Annotated in this window: 16 protein-coding genes; 8 read left to right on the top strand and 8 right to left on the bottom strand. The window is 44.2% G+C overall.

Annotated elements, in window-relative coordinates; translation table 11 throughout:
- The first annotated feature begins 2 nt into the window (after positions 1-2).
- Together edmS and J6600_RS16870 are read left to right on the top strand one after the other, a co-directional pair.
- On the top strand, positions 3-164 hold the full coding sequence (gene edmS / locus J6600_RS16875) for an extrachromosomal elements maintenance protein EdmS (RefSeq protein WP_003151344.1): 162 nt from the start codon (positions 3-5) through the stop codon (positions 162-164).
- 150 nt (positions 165-314) lie between these two features.
- Positions 315-1550 (top strand): C40 family peptidase, encoded by a 1236-nt coding sequence (locus J6600_RS16870; RefSeq protein ID WP_209387661.1) that lies wholly within the window; start codon positions 315-317, stop codon positions 1548-1550.
- A 39-nt stretch (positions 1551-1589) separates the two neighbouring features.
- Here J6600_RS16870 and J6600_RS16865 read toward each other — a convergent pair whose 3' ends face one another.
- From J6600_RS16865 to J6600_RS16855, 3 genes are all read right to left on the bottom strand, one after another.
- Entirely contained in the window at positions 1590-2315 is a 726-nt protein-coding gene (locus J6600_RS16865) for a sunset domain-containing protein (RefSeq protein ID WP_174532741.1), read from the bottom strand.
- A 120-nt stretch (positions 2316-2435) separates the two neighbouring features.
- Entirely contained in the window at positions 2436-3293 is an 858-nt protein-coding gene (locus J6600_RS16860) for a Cof-type HAD-IIB family hydrolase (protein ID WP_072177025.1), read from the bottom strand.
- Positions 3294-3447: 154 nt separating this feature from the next.
- A complete protein-coding gene (locus J6600_RS16855; RefSeq protein ID WP_014419036.1) occupies positions 3448-4434 on the bottom strand; it encodes an LCP family protein in 987 nt (328 codons plus the stop codon).
- Positions 4435-4738: 304 nt separating this feature from the next.
- On the opposite strand from J6600_RS16855, the gene J6600_RS16850 reads away from it, so the two are divergent.
- Complete coding sequence (locus J6600_RS16850; protein ID WP_007407509.1) at positions 4739-6115, top strand: sugar porter family MFS transporter; 1377 nt, start codon at positions 4739-4741, stop codon at positions 6113-6115.
- A 93-nt stretch (positions 6116-6208) separates the two neighbouring features.
- Positions 6209-7621, top strand: a complete 1413-nt coding sequence (locus J6600_RS16845) for a bifunctional glycosyltransferase family 2 protein/class I SAM-dependent methyltransferase (protein WP_022553879.1) — start codon at positions 6209-6211, stop codon at positions 7619-7621.
- A gap of 3 nt (positions 7622-7624) precedes the next feature.
- Here J6600_RS16845 and J6600_RS16840 read toward each other — a convergent pair whose 3' ends face one another.
- From J6600_RS16840 to gerBA, 3 genes are read right to left on the bottom strand one after another with little or no spacing between them, the layout of a single operon-like run.
- The gene (locus J6600_RS16840; protein WP_209387660.1) at positions 7625-8755 is read right to left on the bottom strand and encodes a Ger(x)C family spore germination protein; all 1131 of its coding nucleotides are present in this window, start codon (positions 8753-8755) and stop codon (positions 7625-7627) included.
- Positions 8752-9858 carry a GerAB/ArcD/ProY family transporter gene (locus tag J6600_RS16835; RefSeq protein WP_014419033.1) on the bottom strand — a complete coding sequence of 369 codons (1107 nt, stop codon included), beginning with the start codon at positions 9856-9858 and terminating at the stop codon, positions 8752-8754. The genes J6600_RS16840 and J6600_RS16835 overlap by 4 nt, the downstream gene beginning before the upstream one ends.
- A 5-nt stretch (positions 9859-9863) precedes the next feature.
- Positions 9864-11315: a spore germination protein GerBA gene (gerBA, locus tag J6600_RS16830; protein ID WP_014419032.1), complete on the bottom strand. Its 1452-nt coding sequence runs from the start codon at positions 11313-11315 to the stop codon at positions 9864-9866.
- 217 nt (positions 11316-11532) lie between these two features.
- Between gerBA and manA the strand changes: the two genes are divergently transcribed.
- The gene (manA, locus tag J6600_RS16825) at positions 11533-12483 is read left to right on the top strand and encodes a mannose-6-phosphate isomerase, class I (RefSeq protein ID WP_209387659.1); all 951 of its coding nucleotides are present in this window, start codon (positions 11533-11535) and stop codon (positions 12481-12483) included.
- A gap of 121 nt (positions 12484-12604) precedes the next feature.
- Positions 12605-15244, top strand: a complete 2640-nt coding sequence (locus J6600_RS16820) for an N-acetylglucosaminidase (RefSeq protein WP_209387658.1) — start codon at positions 12605-12607, stop codon at positions 15242-15244.
- Positions 15245-15368: 124 nt separating this feature from the next.
- Here the strand turns inward: J6600_RS16820 and J6600_RS16815 are convergent, their stop codons facing one another.
- Together J6600_RS16815 and J6600_RS16810 are read right to left on the bottom strand one after the other, a co-directional pair.
- Positions 15369-16538, bottom strand: coding sequence for a CDP-glycerol glycerophosphotransferase family protein (locus J6600_RS16815; protein WP_209387657.1), 1170 nt, complete (start codon positions 16536-16538; stop codon positions 15369-15371).
- Between the two features lie 32 nt (positions 16539-16570).
- A complete protein-coding gene (locus J6600_RS16810) occupies positions 16571-17341 on the bottom strand; it encodes a WecB/TagA/CpsF family glycosyltransferase (RefSeq protein ID WP_061861597.1) in 771 nt (256 codons plus the stop codon).
- A gap of 355 nt (positions 17342-17696) precedes the next feature.
- On the opposite strand from J6600_RS16810, the gene tagD reads away from it, so the two are divergent.
- Both tagD and J6600_RS16800 read left to right on the top strand, forming a co-directional pair.
- Positions 17697-18086: a glycerol-3-phosphate cytidylyltransferase gene (gene tagD / locus J6600_RS16805; protein WP_003151361.1), complete on the top strand. Its 390-nt coding sequence runs from the start codon at positions 17697-17699 to the stop codon at positions 18084-18086.
- 157 nt (positions 18087-18243) lie between these two features.
- Positions 18244-20262, top strand: a complete 2019-nt coding sequence (locus J6600_RS16800) for an alpha-glucosyltransferase N-terminal domain-containing protein (protein WP_209387656.1) — start codon at positions 18244-18246, stop codon at positions 20260-20262.
- Positions 20263-20288: the final 26 nt, after the last annotated feature.

The following is a 20288-nucleotide window of genomic DNA, read 5'->3' as shown; positions in this document are numbered from 1 at the left end:
AAATGAAAATCATTAAAGCGGGATGGCCGTTTGCCGCGATCATTATGGTCTTTATGTTTATGTCAGCGTTTAAATACAATGATCAGCTCACAGATCAGGAAAAACAAAAAATTGACACGGAAATGCAAAAAATTCAGCAAGAGGACACAGCGGGCGCAAAATAAGCGCATGATTCCGCTTGCCGGCATATTGTTTGTTCCGAATCCAGTAAAGAATGCCCATATCGGGCATTCTTTTTTTGTGTACTCTCCTAAACATTTGTTAAAAGTTACCGATGTAAAAACTACCAAAAATAAGGAGAGTGAATAGAAAACATGCTCACAAGCTGGAGGAAGTACATCCTTGCCGGCCTTATGATTTGTCTTGTGGCACCTGCAGTGACGAGAACGGAAATTGCTGAAGCGGATTCTCAAGTTTCTGTCCTGATCGTTTCAGACGCGCAAAAACTTGTCGGAAATAAATATGTTTACGGAGGCGAAGAGCCTGAGGACGGTTTTGATCCGTCCGGATTGATGCATTATCTTTTCAGCAGACAGAACATCCATCTGCCGAGAACGGTCAGTGATCAATGGAAAGTCGGAGCCGCCGTCAAAGAAAATGACCTTTCACCGGGAGATCTTGTGTTTTTCAAAAAGTCGGATTCAACACAAAACGCGCCCGTCCATGACGGTCTTTATATCGGAAACGGAGAGATGATACACAGTTCTCCGTCTGAAGGCGTAACCGTCACACGCTTTCAAAAAAGCAGTTATTGGATGAATTTATATCTTGGCGCCAAGCGGATTACAAAAGATCCGGAACTGGCTGATGATCCGATCGTTCAGGAGGCAGCCCGTTACCTCGACATTCCGTATGTATTCGGCGGAAGCACGCCCGAGGAGGGATTCGACTGTTCGGGGCTGGTCCAATATGTTTTTGAAAACAAGCTTCACATTTACCTGCCGAGATCTGCGGAACAGCAGTGGCTGGTCGGTGAGAAAATCAAACTGAGCGGCATAAAGCCCGGGGACGTGATTTATTTCAGCGACACGTATAAAAAAGGAATTTCCCATGCGGGCATTTATGCGGGAGAGGGAAGGTTCATCCAAGCAAGCCGCTCCGCAAAAGTCACCATTTCTTACTTGTCGGAAGATTACTGGAAAAAACATTTTACGGGGGTGCGCCGATTCAGCAATTTAGCCATTTCTAAAGAAAATCCCGTTGTGTCCACAGCGGCCGATCATATCGGAATTTCTTATCTGAAAGGCGGCGTTTCACCGGAAACCGGCTTTGATACGGCGGGATTTGTTCAATACATCTATCAAAAAGCGAAAGGAATCAGCCTGCCGCGTTATGCGGACAAGCAGATGCAGGCGGGCGTTCCGGTCGATAAACAAGATCTGAAGCCCGGCGATCTGGTCTTCTTTAAAGCGGAAAGCCTGAATCCGGCCATTTATATCGGGAACGGACAAGTGATTCATGTCACCGTGTCCGCAGGCGTTACCATAACAAATATGAACACAAGCGCTTATTGGAAGGACAAATATGCGGGCAGCATCCGGCTTCCGTAAAAAAAAGACGTCAGAGAGTGTCTCTGACGTCTTTTTCTTTTACCGTTTCGGCGCTCTGTATCCGGCCGCTACCGCATCCTCTACGGAACAGAACATTTCCGCGGGATCTGTCGTCCGGTCGTAGTATGTACTTCCCGGCGTGTGATAAATGCCGTTCCGGCTGCCTTTAATGTCGCATCCCTGTGAGGTGCCGGCGGCTTTCGTCTCGGCATGTCCGCCGGAGGAAGGGGCGTTGTTTTGCGCCGTTTCCGCGTTTTCGGATGTTTTTGTTTCTGCTTTCTGCCGCTTTAAAGTTTTATTTTCTGACTGAAGCGTTTCAGCGGTCTTTTCGAGCTTCTTTTGTGAATTTTTTAATTTCTCATTGTCTTGTTTGAGTGATTTGTTTGTTTTTTTCAGCTCGCTTATCTCTTGGCTGAGTTTGATGAGTTTTTCTTCATTGCCGGCTTCGGCTTCGGATTTCTCCTTTTCGGCCGCGGCACTGATGCTTTCATATTTTTTCTCAAGCGCCTGGTGTTCTTTCGTCAATTTTTGATAAGCGGTATCAAGGGTGCTGTATTTCTCCTCTGCCTTCACGGCCGAGGCGTCCGGCTCTGCGAGGGAGGCACCGGTCAGAAGCAGGATAAATCCGCCGATGAGAAGGGGCCAAAACAGCTTTTTTGAAAAATGTTTGTCTTTTTTTGCCGCTTTGCATATGAGATGGAATATTCCGTATCCGACTGCGCAGAGAAAAGCTAAACATCCTATAATAGCGATTGCATTCGACATCATGAAACTCCTTTTTTCTTTATCTTACAATTTATTTTCATTTTTGGGAATTCCTTTTTTGGGAATTCCTTTTTTGGGAAACATGAAAAACCAGGCCGTGAAAGACCTGGCTTTTGCCTTTTATTGCTCGTTGTCGAGAAGCCGGTTGATGAAATATGCGACGCCGTTTTCATCGTTGCTTTTTGTAATATACGTGCTTTTTTCCTTCAGTTCATCAATCGCATTGCCCATTGCGATGCGGTTTCCCGCCGCTTCAAACATGGAGAAATCATTCGGGCTGTCGCCGATGGCGTAAATATCCTGTTTTTCAATTCCGTACAGTGAGGCAAGCTCCGTCAGAGCACGTCCCTTTCCGGAACCGGCAGGGAGGATTTCGATAATGTGTTTCCCGGAAGATGTCTGGGATAATTTCGGATGATGTGTAATTTCTTCTTTGGCGTTTCTCAGTTTTTCCATATCAAAAGAGAAACAAAGAAGCTTGTAAACATGTTCGTCTCCGTTAAAAATCGCCTGTATATCCTGCACGGGTTTAATGCCGAATTGTTTGAACTGCGTCTTTGCGCCCTCCCATAATGTCCGAATATCTTCCTTGGGATTGGCGCTTTTCAGAATGTCCAGTTCTGCCTGCAGTTTGGACTCGCCGTCAAATGGGGACAGCAGATGATCATCTGTATAGACCTCAAAGTAAATGTCTTTGTCCGTTAAATAAGCGGCGATATCCTTCCCGGCCTGCTGATCCATTAAGAGCCGGCTGACGAGGCGGTATCCTTTGTCATGGACTGTCCCGCCGTTTGCCGCAATGATCGGAATATCCAAATCCTTTAAGAGCGCTTTTACATCAAATGTGGCTCTGCCCGTGCAGATGGCCACGAGAATGCCCGCTTCATCTGCTCTTTGTAAAGCCGCTCTGTTTTCCGGAGAAATCACACTGTCCGAGTTCAGTAATGTGCCGTCTAAGTCAATGGCTATCAATTTCATATGTATGGATGCCCTCCTTAAAAATAAAGCTGCTTCATGTAGTATGTTCAGCTTTGTGCGAAATCAGCAGAAAGCCGTCAGTTAAAAGGCTATACCTTCATGTCCTTTTTTTCAACAGAAAAACGGCGGGATTTGCTAACCCCGCCGTGACATCTTACGCGTTTAAATCATTTTTTAATTTCGTTTTCACTTCTTGAAGGTTTTCCTCATTCAGCTTGAAGTAATAAATATTTTTGCCGTACTGAGGAGTGTAAATATAGCTGTCTGAACCTGTCAGCTGCAAAGAATCCACCGATTTCAGCGATGTGATAAACGGGAACAGACCGATGGCATCATTAAGAGATAAGTTCATTTTTAAGTTTTTCCCTAAGCTGTCGACGATATCGTCATAAGATGGGATCGAGCTTAACGATTTAGATTTTTTAATAATGGCGCTCAGCACTTCCATCTGTCTTTGTCCGCGCATCAGATCGGTGTCCGCTTTGCGTGTTCTTACATAAGCCAGTGCCTGCTCACCGTCAAGCGTCTGGACGCCCGGCTTCAGCACGACTTTTCCTTTTGTATCGACCTTAATACGATCGGCAATTTTCTGGCTTTTCACATTTACCGTAACGCCGTTCAACTCATTGACGACATCGCGGAACGCGTCGAAGTTGCTCTCAACCACATAATCTACCGGAATATCAAGCATATTTTCTACTGTTTTATAAGTTAAATTATAACCGCCGTAAGCATGTGCGTGCGCGAATTTGTCATAGCCGTGTCCCGGGATGTTGACATAGGAATCCCGCGGAATGCTGAGCATCGTCGCTGTTTTCTTTTTCCGGTTGAAGGTGACGAGCACGTTGGCGTCACTTCTTGCGTCATCTACTGATTCGCCCTTACTGTCACGGGCGTCTATTCCTAAAAGCAATACGGTGAAAGAATCCTTCTTCGGGTCAAATTCTTTGATCCGTTTTACGGACTGGTCGCCGCGGTCAAGGCTGACGTGCGCTTCTTTGGTCGCATTATTCAATTTCACAAATGCGTAGGTGCCGACGGAACCGGCGATTACCAATAAGAAAGCGGCGAATACCAGTACAAATTTCACCCATTTTCTGAGGCGTCTTTTCTTTTTTCTGCGTTGAGATCGTTCTTCCATATCATTACCTCTCGTTTCTATTCTTTGTGAAGCGTACCATAATTGTTGACTTGGAGCAACTCTGTAAATGAGAAAATTCCAAATCTTTCTCTCTATTTCGACAACATCTACTGTTATTTTTGCATCAGGTTCACATTATATTGGACGGCAGGAAGCGGGAAATGTTTCGTCGCTTTGTAAAAAATAATTAGTAAAATAATGGATATTAACGGTGCGGAAGGTTTGAAACGGACGGAAACAGGCAAAAGAAGCAGTAGAACAATTCCGCGCGGATACAGCGTTGGATGAAGGGAGTCTAAATAACATGAAAAGCATACACTCGAATAAATGGCTCTATTTTTTCGGCGCACTCGGCGGCGCGTTATACGGATATGATACCGGAGTCATTTCCGGAGCTATTTTATTTATGAAAAAAGAACTGGGACTGAACGCCTTTACAGAAGGCCTCGTCGTCAGTTCGTTATTGGCGGGGGCGATTCTCGGGTCGGGATTCGCCGGCAAACTGACCGACCGGTTCGGCAGGCGGAAGGCCATCATGGGAGCGGCGCTGCTGTTTTGTATAGGCGGTTTAGGAGTCGCTTTTGCCCCGAATACAGAGGTGATGGTTCTTTTCCGGATCATTCTCGGACTGGCTGTCGGAACATCTACAACGATCGTTCCGCTCTATTTATCGGAGCTGGCTCCGAAGCATAAACGGGGGGCGCTTTCTTCGCTGAATCAGCTGATGATTACGGTCGGAATCCTCGTTTCTTATATCGTGAACTATATATTTGCCGATGCAGGCGCTTGGCGCTGGATGCTTGGACTTGCGGTTGTGCCGTCAGTCATTCTGCTGATCGGAATCTTATTTATGCCGGAAAGCCCGCGCTGGCTGTTTACGATCGGCAAAGAAGAGAAAGCAAGAGAAATCCTTTCATCATTGCGGGGAACGAAGAATATTGATGATGAGATTGATCAGATGAAAGAAGCGGAAAAGGAAAACGAAGGCGGCTTGAAAGAATTGTTTGAGCCGTGGGTGAGACCCGCGCTGATTGCCGGCCTCGGACTTGCCTTTTTGCAGCAATTCATCGGGACAAATACAATTATTTATTACGCCCCGAAAACATTTACCAGTGTCGGGTTCGGCAATTCCGCGTCTATATTGGGAACGGTCGGAATCGGCGCCGTCAATGTCATCATGACGCTTGCGGCTATTAAAGTCATTGATAAGATCGGCCGGAAGCCGCTGCTGCTGGCCGGAAATGCGGGCATGGTCATCAGTCTGCTCGTATTGGCCGCGGTCAATCTCTTCTTTGAACATTCAGCAGCCGCATCATGGACAACGGTGATTTGTTTAGGCCTGTTTATCATTGTGTTTGCGGTCAGCTGGGGGCCTGCCGTGTGGGTCATGCTTCCTGAATTATTCCCGCTGCATGTCCGGGGTATCGGGACGGGTGTCTCCACTTTGATGCTGCATGCCGGAACATTGATTGTCTCATTAACCTATCCGATGTTAATGGAAGCAGTCGGCATCAGCTATTTATTTCTCATTTATGCCGCGATCGGGATACTGGCATTCCTGTTCGTCCGGTTTAAAGTGACCGAGACGAAGGGGAAAAGCCTTGAAGAAATTGAGCAGGATCTGAAAAGCCGTAACGGTGGCTCGGGATCAGAATCAAATCGGCGGACAGTTCATCCATAATATTCAGTTTTAGGGGGGCGGTTATTCACCGGCCCCTCAAAACGGATGCCGAGCGGGCGCCCGGTCACATAAATGACGGGGATATGTCATACGTTGTATAAAGTTACGATAAAGGCGGGGATGCCGGTGAAAACGAGTATTATTATCCTTACATATAATGAACTTGAGCTGACGAAAAAATGTCTGGCCAGCATTGAACGATACACCGACAAAGATAAGATTGAACTGATTATAGTTGACAACGGTTCCTCAGACGGAACGAGAGAATACATATCAAATCTGCCTGACGTCAAAGTCATCCTAAATGAAAAAAACCTCGGGTTCGCCAAGGGGTGCAACCAGGGTATCGAAGCGGCAGGGGGAGAAAATCTGCTGTTTCTGAACAACGATACGATGGTCACGAAAAATTGGCTCACCTCCATGCTGAGGGTGCTGTATCATTCTGAAAAAGCCGGTATGGTCGGGCCCGTCAGCAACTATGTCAGCGGCGCGCAAATGATCCATGACGCATATCAATCGCTTGATGAGCTGGAATCATTCGCGGAGGCGTATTGCGCACGGGAAAAGCATCATACAAAGCGGGTGCTGCGCCTTGTCGGCTTCTGTCTTCTGGTGAAAAGAAGCGTCATTGAAGACATCGGCCCGTTCGATGAGCAATTCGGATACGGTTCTTTTGAAGATGATGACCTATGTCTGCGAGCCCTGCAAAAAGGCTACAGCCTGCACATCGCCCTCGATGCCTTTGTGCATCACCACGGACATGCGACGTTTACGGCTAATCAGGATATCAATATCAATCAGTTATATTCGGAGAACCGCCAGCGTTTTACGGAAAAATGGGGCACTGATTTTACGTACTTTACTCATCCGAGACCGGAAATTGCGGAGCTCGTTCCCCGGGAGGCGAAACGGATACTTGATGTCGGCTGCGGCGCGGGGGCTACGGGGCTGGAACTTCAAAACAGACAGCCTTGCGAACTGTACGGAATAGAACTGCACCCGCTGGCGGCGCAAGCGGCAAAAGGACACTATGAAGCGGTGCTGCAGGAAGATGTCGAAGAAGTGAAGCTTCCTTATCCGGAAGGCTTTTTTGATTGCATCATTTTCGCCGACATCCTTGAGCACTTAAAAGACCCGTGGCGCGTCATTGAAACGTACTCATCCTATTTGTCGCCTGCCGGATCAATCGTTTGCAGCATTCCGAATATTTCCCACGCCGAAGCGCTGTTCCCGCTTCTGCTCGGTGACTGGACATACAGAGACGCCGGCATTCTCGACCGCACCCACTTGCGGTTTTTTACGCCGCAGACGGTGCGCACACTCTTTCCGGAAGAGACATTTGCTGTGAAAAAGCAGTCCTATACGTATGTTCACGTGGATGAGCGGGTGCAGCTGTTTTTACAGGAAATCACACGAATGGCGCAATCGATGCAATTTCCGGTGACACAGCTGCCCGAACAAAGCCGGATTTATCAAATTCTCCTCCGTGTCGAAAAAACAGGCTGAAGGCTACCGTCCCATCGTTCCGAAGTTGGTAATCTGAATGGAAACATCATAGTCAAAAGCCGCTTCGGAGAAGGTCTCATCCCAATGATGCTTTACTTTCTTCCAATAGTCGGGATATTGAATGCGGACTCTGTCAGAAAAGAAGACAGGGTCCGTTTCATATTGATTCTGCAGCTTATCGATGACTTCTTTCACATCGCTTTTCAGTTTTTTTTCGAAAATCTTTTCCAGCCCGTTTAAATAGTGCTGATCGAATGAATCTTCTCCGGCATATTGATCCTCTGACAAAAGTCCTTTTGTTTTTACCGCTACATGAAATGACAGCTTCCCGTTTTTCAGCCTGGGAGTGATGGCGGATGTTGATTTTTTGATCTCGAAGGTAATCGGGTGCCCCCCTTTATCCAAAGCGGGCAGCACGCCGCCCCGTATCGTCCCCATGAGCCAATTCAGGCTCTGTATTTCGTATGGTGACAGAAAGCCCGCCAATCTGTTTTGTTTTGCGTTTTTGATAATGGCCGCTCCGTCATACACCGTTTTTCCTTTTTGATTGCTGACGGCCTGAATGAGAAAACTGCGTTTATTATGGCAGTAAATTGAAGCCCTCCCGATTCGGAGCGGTTGTAAAATCTTCCCGTTGTAGTTTCCGTTGTTCGTAAGGTCGATCAGCTTTTCTGCGGGCATGGGCTGCTGCTGATTCGGCGTCGGCTCCGTCAGAATATCGGACGCTTTTCCTCTTGCCGCGAAGAGATAGCTGCTCCGCCTTAATTCATCATCGCGGATAAAATGGTTCATCATCTGCAGTATATTTTGGTCGGCCAGCAATTTGTCGCTGAATATCAGCACTTTTAAGTGATCGCTGTAAACAGGCGGATCTTTTAAAGCGACTTCACTGACGGCTTCAAGAATGGTATCCCCCCGCGTCGTCACATTGACAAACACGGGCCGGCCGGAAGCCTGGCTGTTTTCACTTTGGGGCAGCAGGTTTTGATAGGTTAATTTATATCGGCGGTCACTCGTCTCGTCTATCGCCAGTCCCCGGGCGAAAGATAGCTTTTCGACTTCCTTCGCGTCCCAGCATCCTGAAAGCGTCATCAGTATGAAAAGCGCCGCCGCCCATTTTATGAAAAGTGTCATGACGTCTGTTTCCTCCCGGCTATTTTTTTCATCCAGCTGACAAACCAGATGAGAAAAGGAATCATAATGACGGCAAAAAACGTATACCCGAGAATATTCGCGAATGCAAACACGCTGTTGATATCATCGGGGTACATCGAAAGGCCGAATGTCACTGCCAATAAGCTCCCCATCAGCCAGGCATTGTTTTTATTTTTCAGTCTGAAAATGGTGTTTAATCCGATATGCGCCCCTTTAAAAGAGCCGAGCATACAGGTAAACTGCTGGCATGTCCACGTGATTAAAAGAAAGATATCAAACCGCTCAATGAAAATACCCCGGATTTCTAAGGCGTGAATCAGGGAAATGGTCGGATACGTCACCGTTTTGGCTTCAGCGACCGACATACAGCCGATGACGACAAGCAGCGTAACGCTGTAAAATAAGCCTGCGCTGGCGATGCCGAAGACAGCAGCCTTTTTCGCCTGCTTCGGATTTTTCATAAACGGCACCAGATACAGAATCACCTCAAGTCCTGAAAAATACAAAAGGGTCCGCGGAAACATCTCAAAAAAGCTTTTGTAGCCTCCTTCCATGACCGGGCGGACGAAATCCAGCTTAAACAGTCTCAGGCTGAATATAAGCAGCATAATCAGAATGACGATCGTAACCGGGAACAGATAGGCATAAAGCTTTGAAATGGGATAGACCCCGCCGGTCACATGGTAGATGCCGACCGCCAGAAAGATGAATATGACGACACCCATCGGCGTATTTTTCAGTAAAAAGTAATTGATGACTTCACCGAGAAAACGGGCTTGAAAACAGACGGTGACGACAAAATAACAGCTGATGAATAAATTCAGAAGAGAACCGATGGCGCGTCCCATGATGCTTTGATTCAGCTCATATATGGTTTCCCCGCTGTTTTTCTGCAAAAACGGCATAAAGAGCAGGACGATGCCGATAAACACGACACCCTGCACAAGAATAATGATCCATCCGCTCGGACTGTCCGCTGTTGCGGCGGAGCGAGGCAATGTTAACACGCCCGCTCCGATCATTGTTCCGCTTACCATGAGAAGTGTCTGCATAAACGACAGCTTGTCTTCCGGTTTTTTCATGGGGATCACCTTTGCTTGATTTTATCTTTCGTCTCTTTTCTGGTCGGCCGTTTTTTCAAAAGAGGCGTCGGCAGTCTGACGATCGTATCTTTTAAGTCCTGGCCAGGCTGCGCCATGATCGGAATAAGATAATCCTGACCGAAGCTTTTCAGACGCATCAGATGGCCGACGACAAGCAGATAGCACATGATCAGTCCGTATAAACCTAATATCGCCGACAAAATCATCGAAAAAATACGGATGAGCCTCAGCGGAAAATTGAACGCATAGGAGGGCGCCGTAAAAGAAGCCAATGCCGTAACGGATACGACAATGACCATCATCGCGCTGACAATATTCGCCTGAACGGCGGCCTGCCCGATCACCACGCCCCCGATCAGGCCGATCGTCTGTCCGATCGGCTTCGGCAGCCTGAGTCCGGCTTCTCTGATCATCTCAATCGTAAAAATCATGATGAACGCTTCAACAAAAGGAGGGAACGGGACATTCAATCTGCTTCCGGCAATCGTAACCGCCATTCTCGTCGGCAAAAGCCCCGTGTGAAACGTAACGAGCGATATGTAAAGGCCGGGTAAATAAATCGTGATTAAAATGCATGTATACCGAAGCAGCCTGAGAAAGGTAACCGGAACCCACCGCTGATTATAATCGTCAGGTGAGTGGATAAATTCATCAATGGTAGCCGGCACCAAAAGGGTAAAAGGCGTTCCGTCTACAAGAATGGAAACCCTTCCTTCCAAAAGAGCGCCCATAACCCGGTCTGGCCGTTCGGTCGTCAAGACGGTCGGGAAAATGGAATACGTGTTATCTTCAATAAGCTGTTCGATTGCTCCTGATTCCGGAATGTCATCAATGGTGATCGAATCCAGTCTTTTCATCACTTCTTTTACAACATCATCAGGGGCAATATCCCGAATGTAGGCAACGGCGATCCGCTTTTTTGTCCGTTCGCCGAGTGTGATCTCTTTGATCTGGAGGTTGGGATCACCGGACTGCTCGCGCAACAGCGCCGTGTTCGTTCGGAGCTTTTCGACAAATCCTATCCTCGGCCCCCGTTCAAGCACTTCTGAAGCCGGTTCTTCAATATCACGCATTTTAAATGTTTCCGTCTCAAACGAAAGGGCTTCCTCCCATCCCTCCGCCAACAAAACCGATTTGCCGGAGAAAATGTCTGCCTCCGCGTCCTTAAGTGAAGAAAGCCGGGTGTGACGATAGCCGAAAGAGATGGATGACGGCGTTGTTTCAGCCGGCTCCTCTTGATGCCGGGCGGCCGCCTGCACGGGCGAAATAATATATTCTGCAAGCAATTGATTGTCGGTCAGTCCGTCTATATATATAAGACAGGCGTCACATTTGCCGTTTCCGTACGTAAACGAATAAAACATCATGTCATCGCTTTGGCCGAACCGTTTTTTCAGCGCTTCAAGGTTTTTGCCGAGCTCCGCATGTATCGTCATAATGTTCCCCCCTTTCCATCAGTTATTTTAATTTGCAACAAACAAGGCATTTTATTCTGGAATAGGAAATGACTGAGCATGCCGCCCCATCCGAATGGTATAATGAGCAGGTCAGCCATTTTATACATATTGTTTTTAACCGCGGCTCCCTCCGTGTTTTAAAAAAGACACAGGGGGAATGGGATATGAGCCGCTTTTTAAGGGGAGGGGAACGAACATGACGCAAGAGCCGATTTTTTTACAGCCTGTATGTAAAGAAAAACTATGGGGCGGCACGTTATTACGCGAACGATTCGGATATGACATACCTTCAGAAACAACCGGCGAATGCTGGGCGATATCAGCCCATCCGCACGGAATGAGCACGGTCAAAAGCGGTCCGTATCAAGGGAAAACCTTGATGGAACTGTGGGATCAGCATAGAGAATTATTCGGCGGAACGGAAGGGGACCGGTTTCCGCTGCTGACGAAAATACTGGACGTCAAACATCATCAGTCTGTTAAAGTCCATCCTGACGATTATGACGCCGAGGAGCATGGACAGGGTGAAACGGGGAAGTCTGAGTGCTGGTACATTATCGACTGTAAAGAAAATGCGGAGATTATATACGGTCACACGGCCCGTTCGAAAGCGGAACTTGTCACCATGATTAACAGCGGTGACTGGGAAGGCCTGCTGCGCCGCGTGAAGATCAAACCCGGCGATTTTTATTATGTGCCGAGCGGAACCATCCATGCCATTTGCGCGGGGGCGCTCGTGCTTGAAACACAGCAGAATTCAGAGGCCGCCTACCGGATATATGATTACGGGCGTACAGATCAGAACGGCGGGACGCGTGATCTGCATATCCGCGAAGCCGTCAACGCCGCGACCGTTCCTCATGTGGACGGATTTTTAGATGAATCAACTGAAACGAGAAAAGGCGTCACCATCAAAACCTTTGTGCAGGGAGAATATTTTTCTGTATACAAATGGGATATCAGCGGGACGGCGGAAATGACCCAGGACGCTCCGTTTATGCTGTGCAGCGTCACAGAAGGAAGCGGCTCCATCATCTGTGAAGGCAAGTCCGCCAAGCTTGAAAAAGGCGCGCATTTCATACTGCCGGATCAGATGCCTGACTTTACGATAAACGGAGATTGCACGATCATCGTTTCTCATATATAAAACCAAACTTAATCCCAGCTCTGGGATTAAGTTTTTTTATATATATTTCACTTTAAAAATTAAAGCACTTTCCGATAAAAGTAGTAGTGTGATAGATAAATATAGAGAAGGAGGAGAAGTAATGAAAAAAAGTTTGGCTGCCGCAATGTTATTGTCAGCGGTTACTCTTGAATTTTTCACGATAACAGACTCAGTAAAGGCAGCTTATATTGACAATTCCATTTATCAGTTAGAAACAACACAAAAGTTTGCCTCTGAAAGTGAGGCTTCTCAGGCAGTTACAAAATTGAAAAAAGATACCGGATGGAAAGCAGACTATCAAAAGAGCGGAACGTCTAAGAACTATCAAATATCTGCTTCAGGTCTGACAAGCGAAACGAATGCTAAAAGCGTACTAAGCGATTTTACGAAGCAGACAGGCATTAAAGGAACATCAAGTCCGACGGGCAGTAAGCAGCCCTATTATACTGCAGTTTCCGGAACTATTTCAGGTGAACAGCAGGCTAATAACTTGCTTGATAAAATGAAAAAGGAAACAGGATTAACCGGTACTGTTAAACCGAATGGTGTGAAGCAGCCTTATATAAGTATTGTTACATCTGAGCTGACAAGTGAGGCCGGTGCAAAGTCTGCTATTCAAGAGTTAAAGAAGCAGACTGGAGTCAATGCTAATTATCAAAAACTTGAACAGGAACCGGAGATCATTCAAATTCAATCCGGAAAAATTCAAGGAGAGAAAACAGCATCCCAAGTGAAAAGCAGTTTTCAAAAAGATTCTGGGCTGAATGCCACGTTAAACATGACTGATAAAGGCCAGTCTTACTACATTGTTACAACGAATTCTTTGATCAATAAAGCAGATGAGGCGAAAAGTCTTATCAAACAGCTTGAACAAAGCACAGGCGTCAAAAGCAGTTACAAAACCATCAATAATAATAAAACTATCACATCGTATAATATAGAAACGGGTTATTTTAACGGGCTGAGCATGGTTAAAAATTCGATCAGCCAAATAAAAAATAACACAGGAGTTAAAGGGTCCTACCAAAAAGTTGGTGCTACAAGTAATTATGTTGTGAAAATGAAGGATGTCAGCCCGGAAAAACTAAAAAGTCTTCAAGCTTTTTTTAAGAAGAAAAGATGGCATATGACTTATACAGCTGTAAAGAAAACTTCAACCCAAACAACTTATCAAGTGATAACAAATGCTGTAACAAACGCACAGGCGGATAAAGCAGTAAATTTTCTTAGCAGAAAAAAATTAAAATCATCAAAATCAAATTCAGGAAAAACAGCTGCTAATCAATATCAACTGTTATCACAACAGACTGCTGACAAAACAAAAGTAACAAAAGGTTTAAACTCTTTAAAGAAAATCGGTATTAATGCAACTGCCAAATCTATAAAACAACCAAAAGGAATAACTTATAAAATTAAGACAGAAGCCTTGCTGGACACAGCTAAGATTAATCAAGTCAAATCTTTCTTCAAGACAAAAAAATTAACGGCAGTAAATGAAAAAACCGGTAAATCCGCTTATACGCAATATCAAGTCACTGTTAGTGACTTATTAAATCAAAAAGATATAGATCGTGTGTTAACTTTTTTTAAAACAAATAATGCGAAAGGCAATGCCAAACAAAATGGCAAAAGCACATACACGCAATATAAATTAGTTACAGATCAAATCAGCACATCGTCGGCTTTAAACAAGGGACTGAGTTTCTTTAAGGCAAAGAACTTATCAGCAAGCTACACTACTAAAAACAATCCAATATACAGTATAGTGATTACTGAACAATTTACAGGGAAAAGCAATGCTGATAAGGCTGCAAGCAAAGTGAAGCAGCTTTATGGGTGGGCAGTTTCAAGTGTTGAGGTGAAAAGCGGTCCTCAAATAATGGAAACAAATTATAATATTACGATGAGTGAAATGGTCGCGAAGCAGTTAAAAGCGAACCCGCAGACGGATTCAAGTGCCTACGTATCTCTATCTTATATTAATAGTGCAAATTCTACCGTAACCGCAGATTTTCTTAATGTCAGGTCCACTCCAGAGGTAAAGAGCAATAATATTATAGGAACGGTGACAAAAGGTTATAAGGTTAATATCATTAGTGTAGAGAATAACTGGGCAAAAATTAAAATGGGTTGGCGGAAAGCAAGCGAGGAAGAAGTTTCCTACTATGTAAACCCCGCAAACTTTTCTGTGTCAGATAAAAGTTATTTTCAGTTTTTGAAGTTATCGAAATATGCAGGACTGACAGCATCAGAAGTCAATACGAAGATTTTAAAAGGGAAAGGAATTCTTGAAGGAAAAGGTGAAGCTTTTATTAAGGCAGCTGAATCTAACAGTATTAATGAGCTCTACCTGATTTCTCACGCTTTATTAGAGACCGGAAACGGTACCTCAGAGCTGGCAAACGGTGTGACCTATAATGGGAGAAAGGTATATAACATGTATGGCATAGGTGCATATGACGGAGACGCTGTGAACAAGGGTGCCCAATATGCATATAACCAAGGATGGTTCAGTCCTGAAGCAGCGATTACTGGAGGGGCCAAATTTATCGGACAGAGTTATATACACAATGCCGTATACAACCAAGATACCTTGTATAAAATGAGATGGGAGCCTTCTGTAAGCCACCAATATGCATCTGATATTGGTTGGGCGTATAAGCAGGTAAACAGAATGTACAGTCTCTATAGCCTGTTAGATAACTATCAGCTTTACTATGATATTCCTGTCTATAAATAAACGTGTTAAAAAGCTCGGAGTCATACTTCCGAGCTTTTTTCAGTATTGAATTGGACAGATGTCTTTTTGTTTGTACGATTATTTTTAAACACTATGGAGCAATATAAATATATAAAACACCTGTTCAATTGTGTGAACAGGTGTTTTTGTATGTTATTTGTTCTTCTGCAAATTGGAGCAGTTTGCTGCTCGAATTCCCATCTGAATACATATTCCATTTTTCCGAGAACCGCTTCATTTCTTCTGCACGAAATGGCTTTTTCGTCATTTCCTCCAGAAGGGCTTCGCTGTCATGACAAGCCTTTCCGGGAATGACGGACGTATAATTGTCGATTAAACCGCGTTTTCGATCATATTCCTCCAGATCATACGTGAAAAAGAAAATCGGTTTATTTAAGAGCGCGAATTCAAAAGGCACGGAAGAGTAATCCGTAATTAAAATATCAGCCGCTTTCAAGAGATCATGAAGACGCATGTCAGACACGTTCTTGATCAGTTCGCTTTCAAACGAAGCCGAAATATGATGCAAAACGGCAGGATGAAGCTTTACAAGCAGCATATACTCTCCGTTTAACGCGTTTGTGAGCTGTTCTTCGGTGAATGGCAGCCGAAAGGACTGCATATCATAATCCCTGAATGTCGGTGCGTACAGGATGATTTTTTTCGGCCATTTGTGCTTCAGTTCGGGCTTGTGTTCTTCATAATAGACGTCAGTCAGGGGGACACCCGTTTTTAACAGCTGGCCGTCCCGTATGCCGAACGACTTTTTAAAAACGTCAGCCATCGCGTCTGAACCGACGGTAACAAAGTCAAACGAGCGGTACACCTTTTTAAAACGGCTGATATCTGATGCCGGACGGTTTTGATTCGTCACATCCTCAAGGCCGAACTTTTTCAAAGAGCCGTTCGCATGCCACACCTGAATGCATGTCGTTTGAGGCCGGCGGTTTAAGACGCTTGTCATGAGGAAATAGTTATCCGTTATCACCACTTTGCTTTTAAAAAGGATCAAAACAGCCTTCAAAAGATGCAGCGGATGTTTTTCGTTCAGATAAAAAGAGCCGACACCTTCCAGCTCTTTTTTCAGACTGACGGCGTGTCTCGTATACAAAACCGTCATTTCATAAGAAAGCGATTCAGCGTGCGCTTTGTAAGAACGGATGAGAGCCTGCGCATTCTCTTCAAAAGATACCAGCAGGGTCAGATGGTTCTTGGGCTTTACAGGCTTGAACAAAACGCCGAGAACAGACAGATATATAGAATAAAAAGCGGCGAATAAAGATCGCAAGTTCATAGATTACCAATCTCTTTTGCTGTTTTATTTGTTTAAAGCTGTTTCGTTTGATCTTCTGCCTGCTTGGAATACAGGCTTTTATTTGATTTATTATTTCTCAAAACGGTAAAAGCATACTTCGGAATGTTCAGCATCCTTTTCCATCTCCACGGATTCGTCACCAGTCTGTACAGCCATTCCAGATTCGTTTTGATCATCCATTCAGGGGCGCGTTTCACCGTTCCGCTGAACACATCAAAGCTTCCTCCCAAACCGATCGATACAGCCTGAGGGAAAAGATGTTTGTGTTCATAAATAAATTGTTCCTGATGGGGATATCCTAAGGCGACAAATACGAGATCGGGTTTCGCCCGGGAAATCTGTTTGGCGACGAAGCGTTTATCCGCTTCATAACCGTTGCTGGCTCCGACAACCTCAATATTCGGATACTCTTTGCTGATCCGGTTCAAAACGGCGTCAAGCACGTCTTGTTTAGCTCCGTATAAAAATATTTTTTTAGACTGCCGGTTTGCGAGGCCGAGCAGCGCAAGAAACACATCGAATCCCGCAATTCTTGATTTCAGCGGGTGCTGCGTCAAACGTGACATTAACACGACGCCGATACCATCCGGCAGGACGAAATCCGCGGAAGAAATGACTTGATGATAACCTTTGTCTTTCGCCGCAGCGTATCCGATCTCAGGATTGACCGTCGCAATGACGGCTCCTTGCTTCTGTGCGATATAATAAGTGTCTAAATATGAAATAAACTCCTGTAAATTTCCATTAACGTAAGAAAGGTTGTGCACCATTTCAGTCTGCATCTGCCGTCCTCCTTTTTGTACGGGATTTTCTTTCACTTTTTCGTGACTTAGGCTAAGCTTTATTTTAACATAATACCTTCAGTTAAACTTAACAATAGTTTTACAAAAATATAAATAAGATAACAATTTCTTTAATCATACGCGCAAAAACCCTGCTAAACTCCTATTGTAATAACATTTGTTAATAAGTGAAATTTAACTTCGTTTTACATTGGCTTAACCTTTTCAGGGCTATGTGATATAATGAGGTTCCATGAGTACGAAATTGGCACTTTAGTGATTAAGGATACAGCTGCGCAGCATTTCAGAGCAGTTGCTTGTTATACGTATGATGATAGAAAGGAGCTTTTGTTTCATGAAGAAGGTCATTACTTACGGAACGTTTGATTTACTGCATTGGGGTCATATTAAACTGCTTGAGCGCGCAAAGCAGCTTGGGGATTACCTTGTTGTTGCCATCTCAACAGACGAGTTCAACCTGCAAAAACAAAAAAAGGCCTACCACAGCTATGAACACAGAAAGCTGATTCTGGAAACGATCCGTTATGTCGACGAAGTCATTCCGGAAAACAGCTGGGATCAAAAAGTACGTGACGTAGCGGATCACAACATCGACGTGTTCGTAATGGGAGACGATTGGGAAGGCAAATTCGATTTCCTTAAAGATCAATGCGAAGTCATCTACCTCCCTAGAACCGAAGGCATTTCCACCACACAGATTAAAAAAGAAATTGCCGGGGTGTAATACGGAATTATTGAATGCATGAACTGTTCAAAGTACTTCTTATTTGCTGATAAGGAGTACTTTTTGATGCTTAAATAGGTTTGTTATAATAATCTGAGGGAATAGTATTATTTTGCAGTGTTTTACTAAATTCCATATGGTGAAAGGGAGAAAAAATTTGTCCAATCAGCCTATTAACGATAATAATGAGCTTCCCGATATGATGTATTATTTTATCTCAGGAGGCCTCCCGGATGATTACGGAGGTCTGACCAAATCACTATTATTGCGTTCTAAACTATTCGGAGAAGAGAGTCAAAAGAATACCGCCTTCCTTACTTTTAAATTTGATTTGGAATTTCGGAGAAAAAAAAACGAACTCTTTGAAAGAAAGAAAACCGACCCTCAATATACACAAGTTATCAACATGTATGATGACTTTTTAAGTAAAAGAACAAAAGGCAAGCGGATTTATTCGGAGAAAATTGAGCTGGATCAAATAAAAAAACATGTCAGCAAAGGGAAAGTAAGCAAAACTATCTCAAAAATATTCGGAAAATCATCAAACGATTATAATCTTTCCTATTATTCAGGCAGTGATGACGTGCGTTACGTAGATTACCTGAATGATGAAAAACAAGTAATCAAAAGGGAAGAATACAATAAAGAAGGAAAACCCGTCATTGTCTCTCATTTTGATACAAAGACGAATCAAATCTTCCTTCAGGAGTTTATCAACAACGAAAATGTCGTTTATCTGGAAAAGCACTTCATGTGGGATGACCAAAGTGAAGCAGTCAAACTCACACATTTTACTTGGTACTCAGAAGAAGACCCTTTAACCTTTAAAGATGAATTTGAGTTGCGCAGTTATTGGATTGATATTCTCCAAAAAGAAAACGATCGGCCTAAACTATTTCTGGTCGACAGCAGACTACAGGATAAACATGTCTTCAGAGTGAAAAAAGCGCCGTCATCTTATTATGCGGCGATTATTCACAATAAACATTATGGTGATAATAAGTTCCAGATCAAAGGACGCTATAAAGAACTTTTCGGCCAAATAAATAACCTTGATGCCGTATTTTTTATCACTGAGGAGCAGATTGCAGATTTCAGTTTGATTTCAGGGGAAAAAGAGACATTCTTTTTTACACCGCATACGATTAATAAACCGCTCGATGAAGAGGTTTTGAAAGTTCCGAGCGAACGAAATAAAGCGGTTATTATCTCTCGGATTGTACCAATGAAAAACCTGACGCATGCCGTTAAAGCGTTCAAACTTGTTGTAAATGAAATCCCGGATGCAAAACTGGAAATATTCGGTTCTGGAGGAGAAACAGAGAAAATCAAAAAGGAAATAAAAGCTCAAAACCTCAAGAATAATGTATTGCTGAAAGGATACACGAACAACCCCGATTACGAGTTTCAAAAAGCGTGGCTGACCATTTCAACTTCTCACTTTGAAGGCTTCGGTCTGTCCAATATGGAAGCATTGAGCAATGGATGCCCGGTCGTAACTTACGATTACGATTACGGTGCCAGAAGCTTGGTAGAAGATGGAGTAAACGGCTATGTAATTGAACAATATAATATAGAAAAGCTGGCTGAGGCCATTATCTCTTTAATGAGAGATGACAGCACTCACAAACAATTTTCACGTCAAGCCTTTAAAATGGCGGAGAAATACTCTAAACCAAACTATATTAAAAATTGGTCATATGCTCTTTTCAAAATGGTTGAAGTGAGAAAAGAAAAGGAACGGCTTGCTGAAAAAGTCGGTTCTAAAGAACACCCGATCACATCTTTTGAAAAAAATGCCAACGGATTAGCGATCAGCGTTTCAGTGTCTGACCAGAATGATGCATTTGAAAAAGTCCGAATGGTTGGGATTGATCGGAAAAACAAATCTGAAATCATATCCGTATCCGCTGATCAACCGGCTCAGCCATTTTATATAGATTTTGAAAAGGACATCCAAAAAGAAAAAATTGACGCAAATCATACTTCGGTTCTTGACTTTTACATTCAATATATAACAGCTGACCATATCCGTATTCTAAGAAGGGTATCCAGCCGTGAAGTCAATTTCGGCGAAAAAGATCAGTTTATGAATAACGGATATACTTTCGAACCTTATACGACTGTGAAAGGGAATTTCTCTATTAAATTAAACAAAAAGGATCACATCGATTAAGTGAAATCGGTTAAGTGAAGAGCTTT

The organism is Bacillus sp. LJBV19, assembly GCF_017797845.1.
In the GTDB taxonomy this organism is placed as follows: domain Bacteria; phylum Bacillota; class Bacilli; order Bacillales; family Bacillaceae; genus Bacillus; species Bacillus velezensis.
The sequence above is the reverse complement of the archived record's forward strand: the minus strand, read 5'-3'. Positions and strand labels throughout refer to the sequence as shown.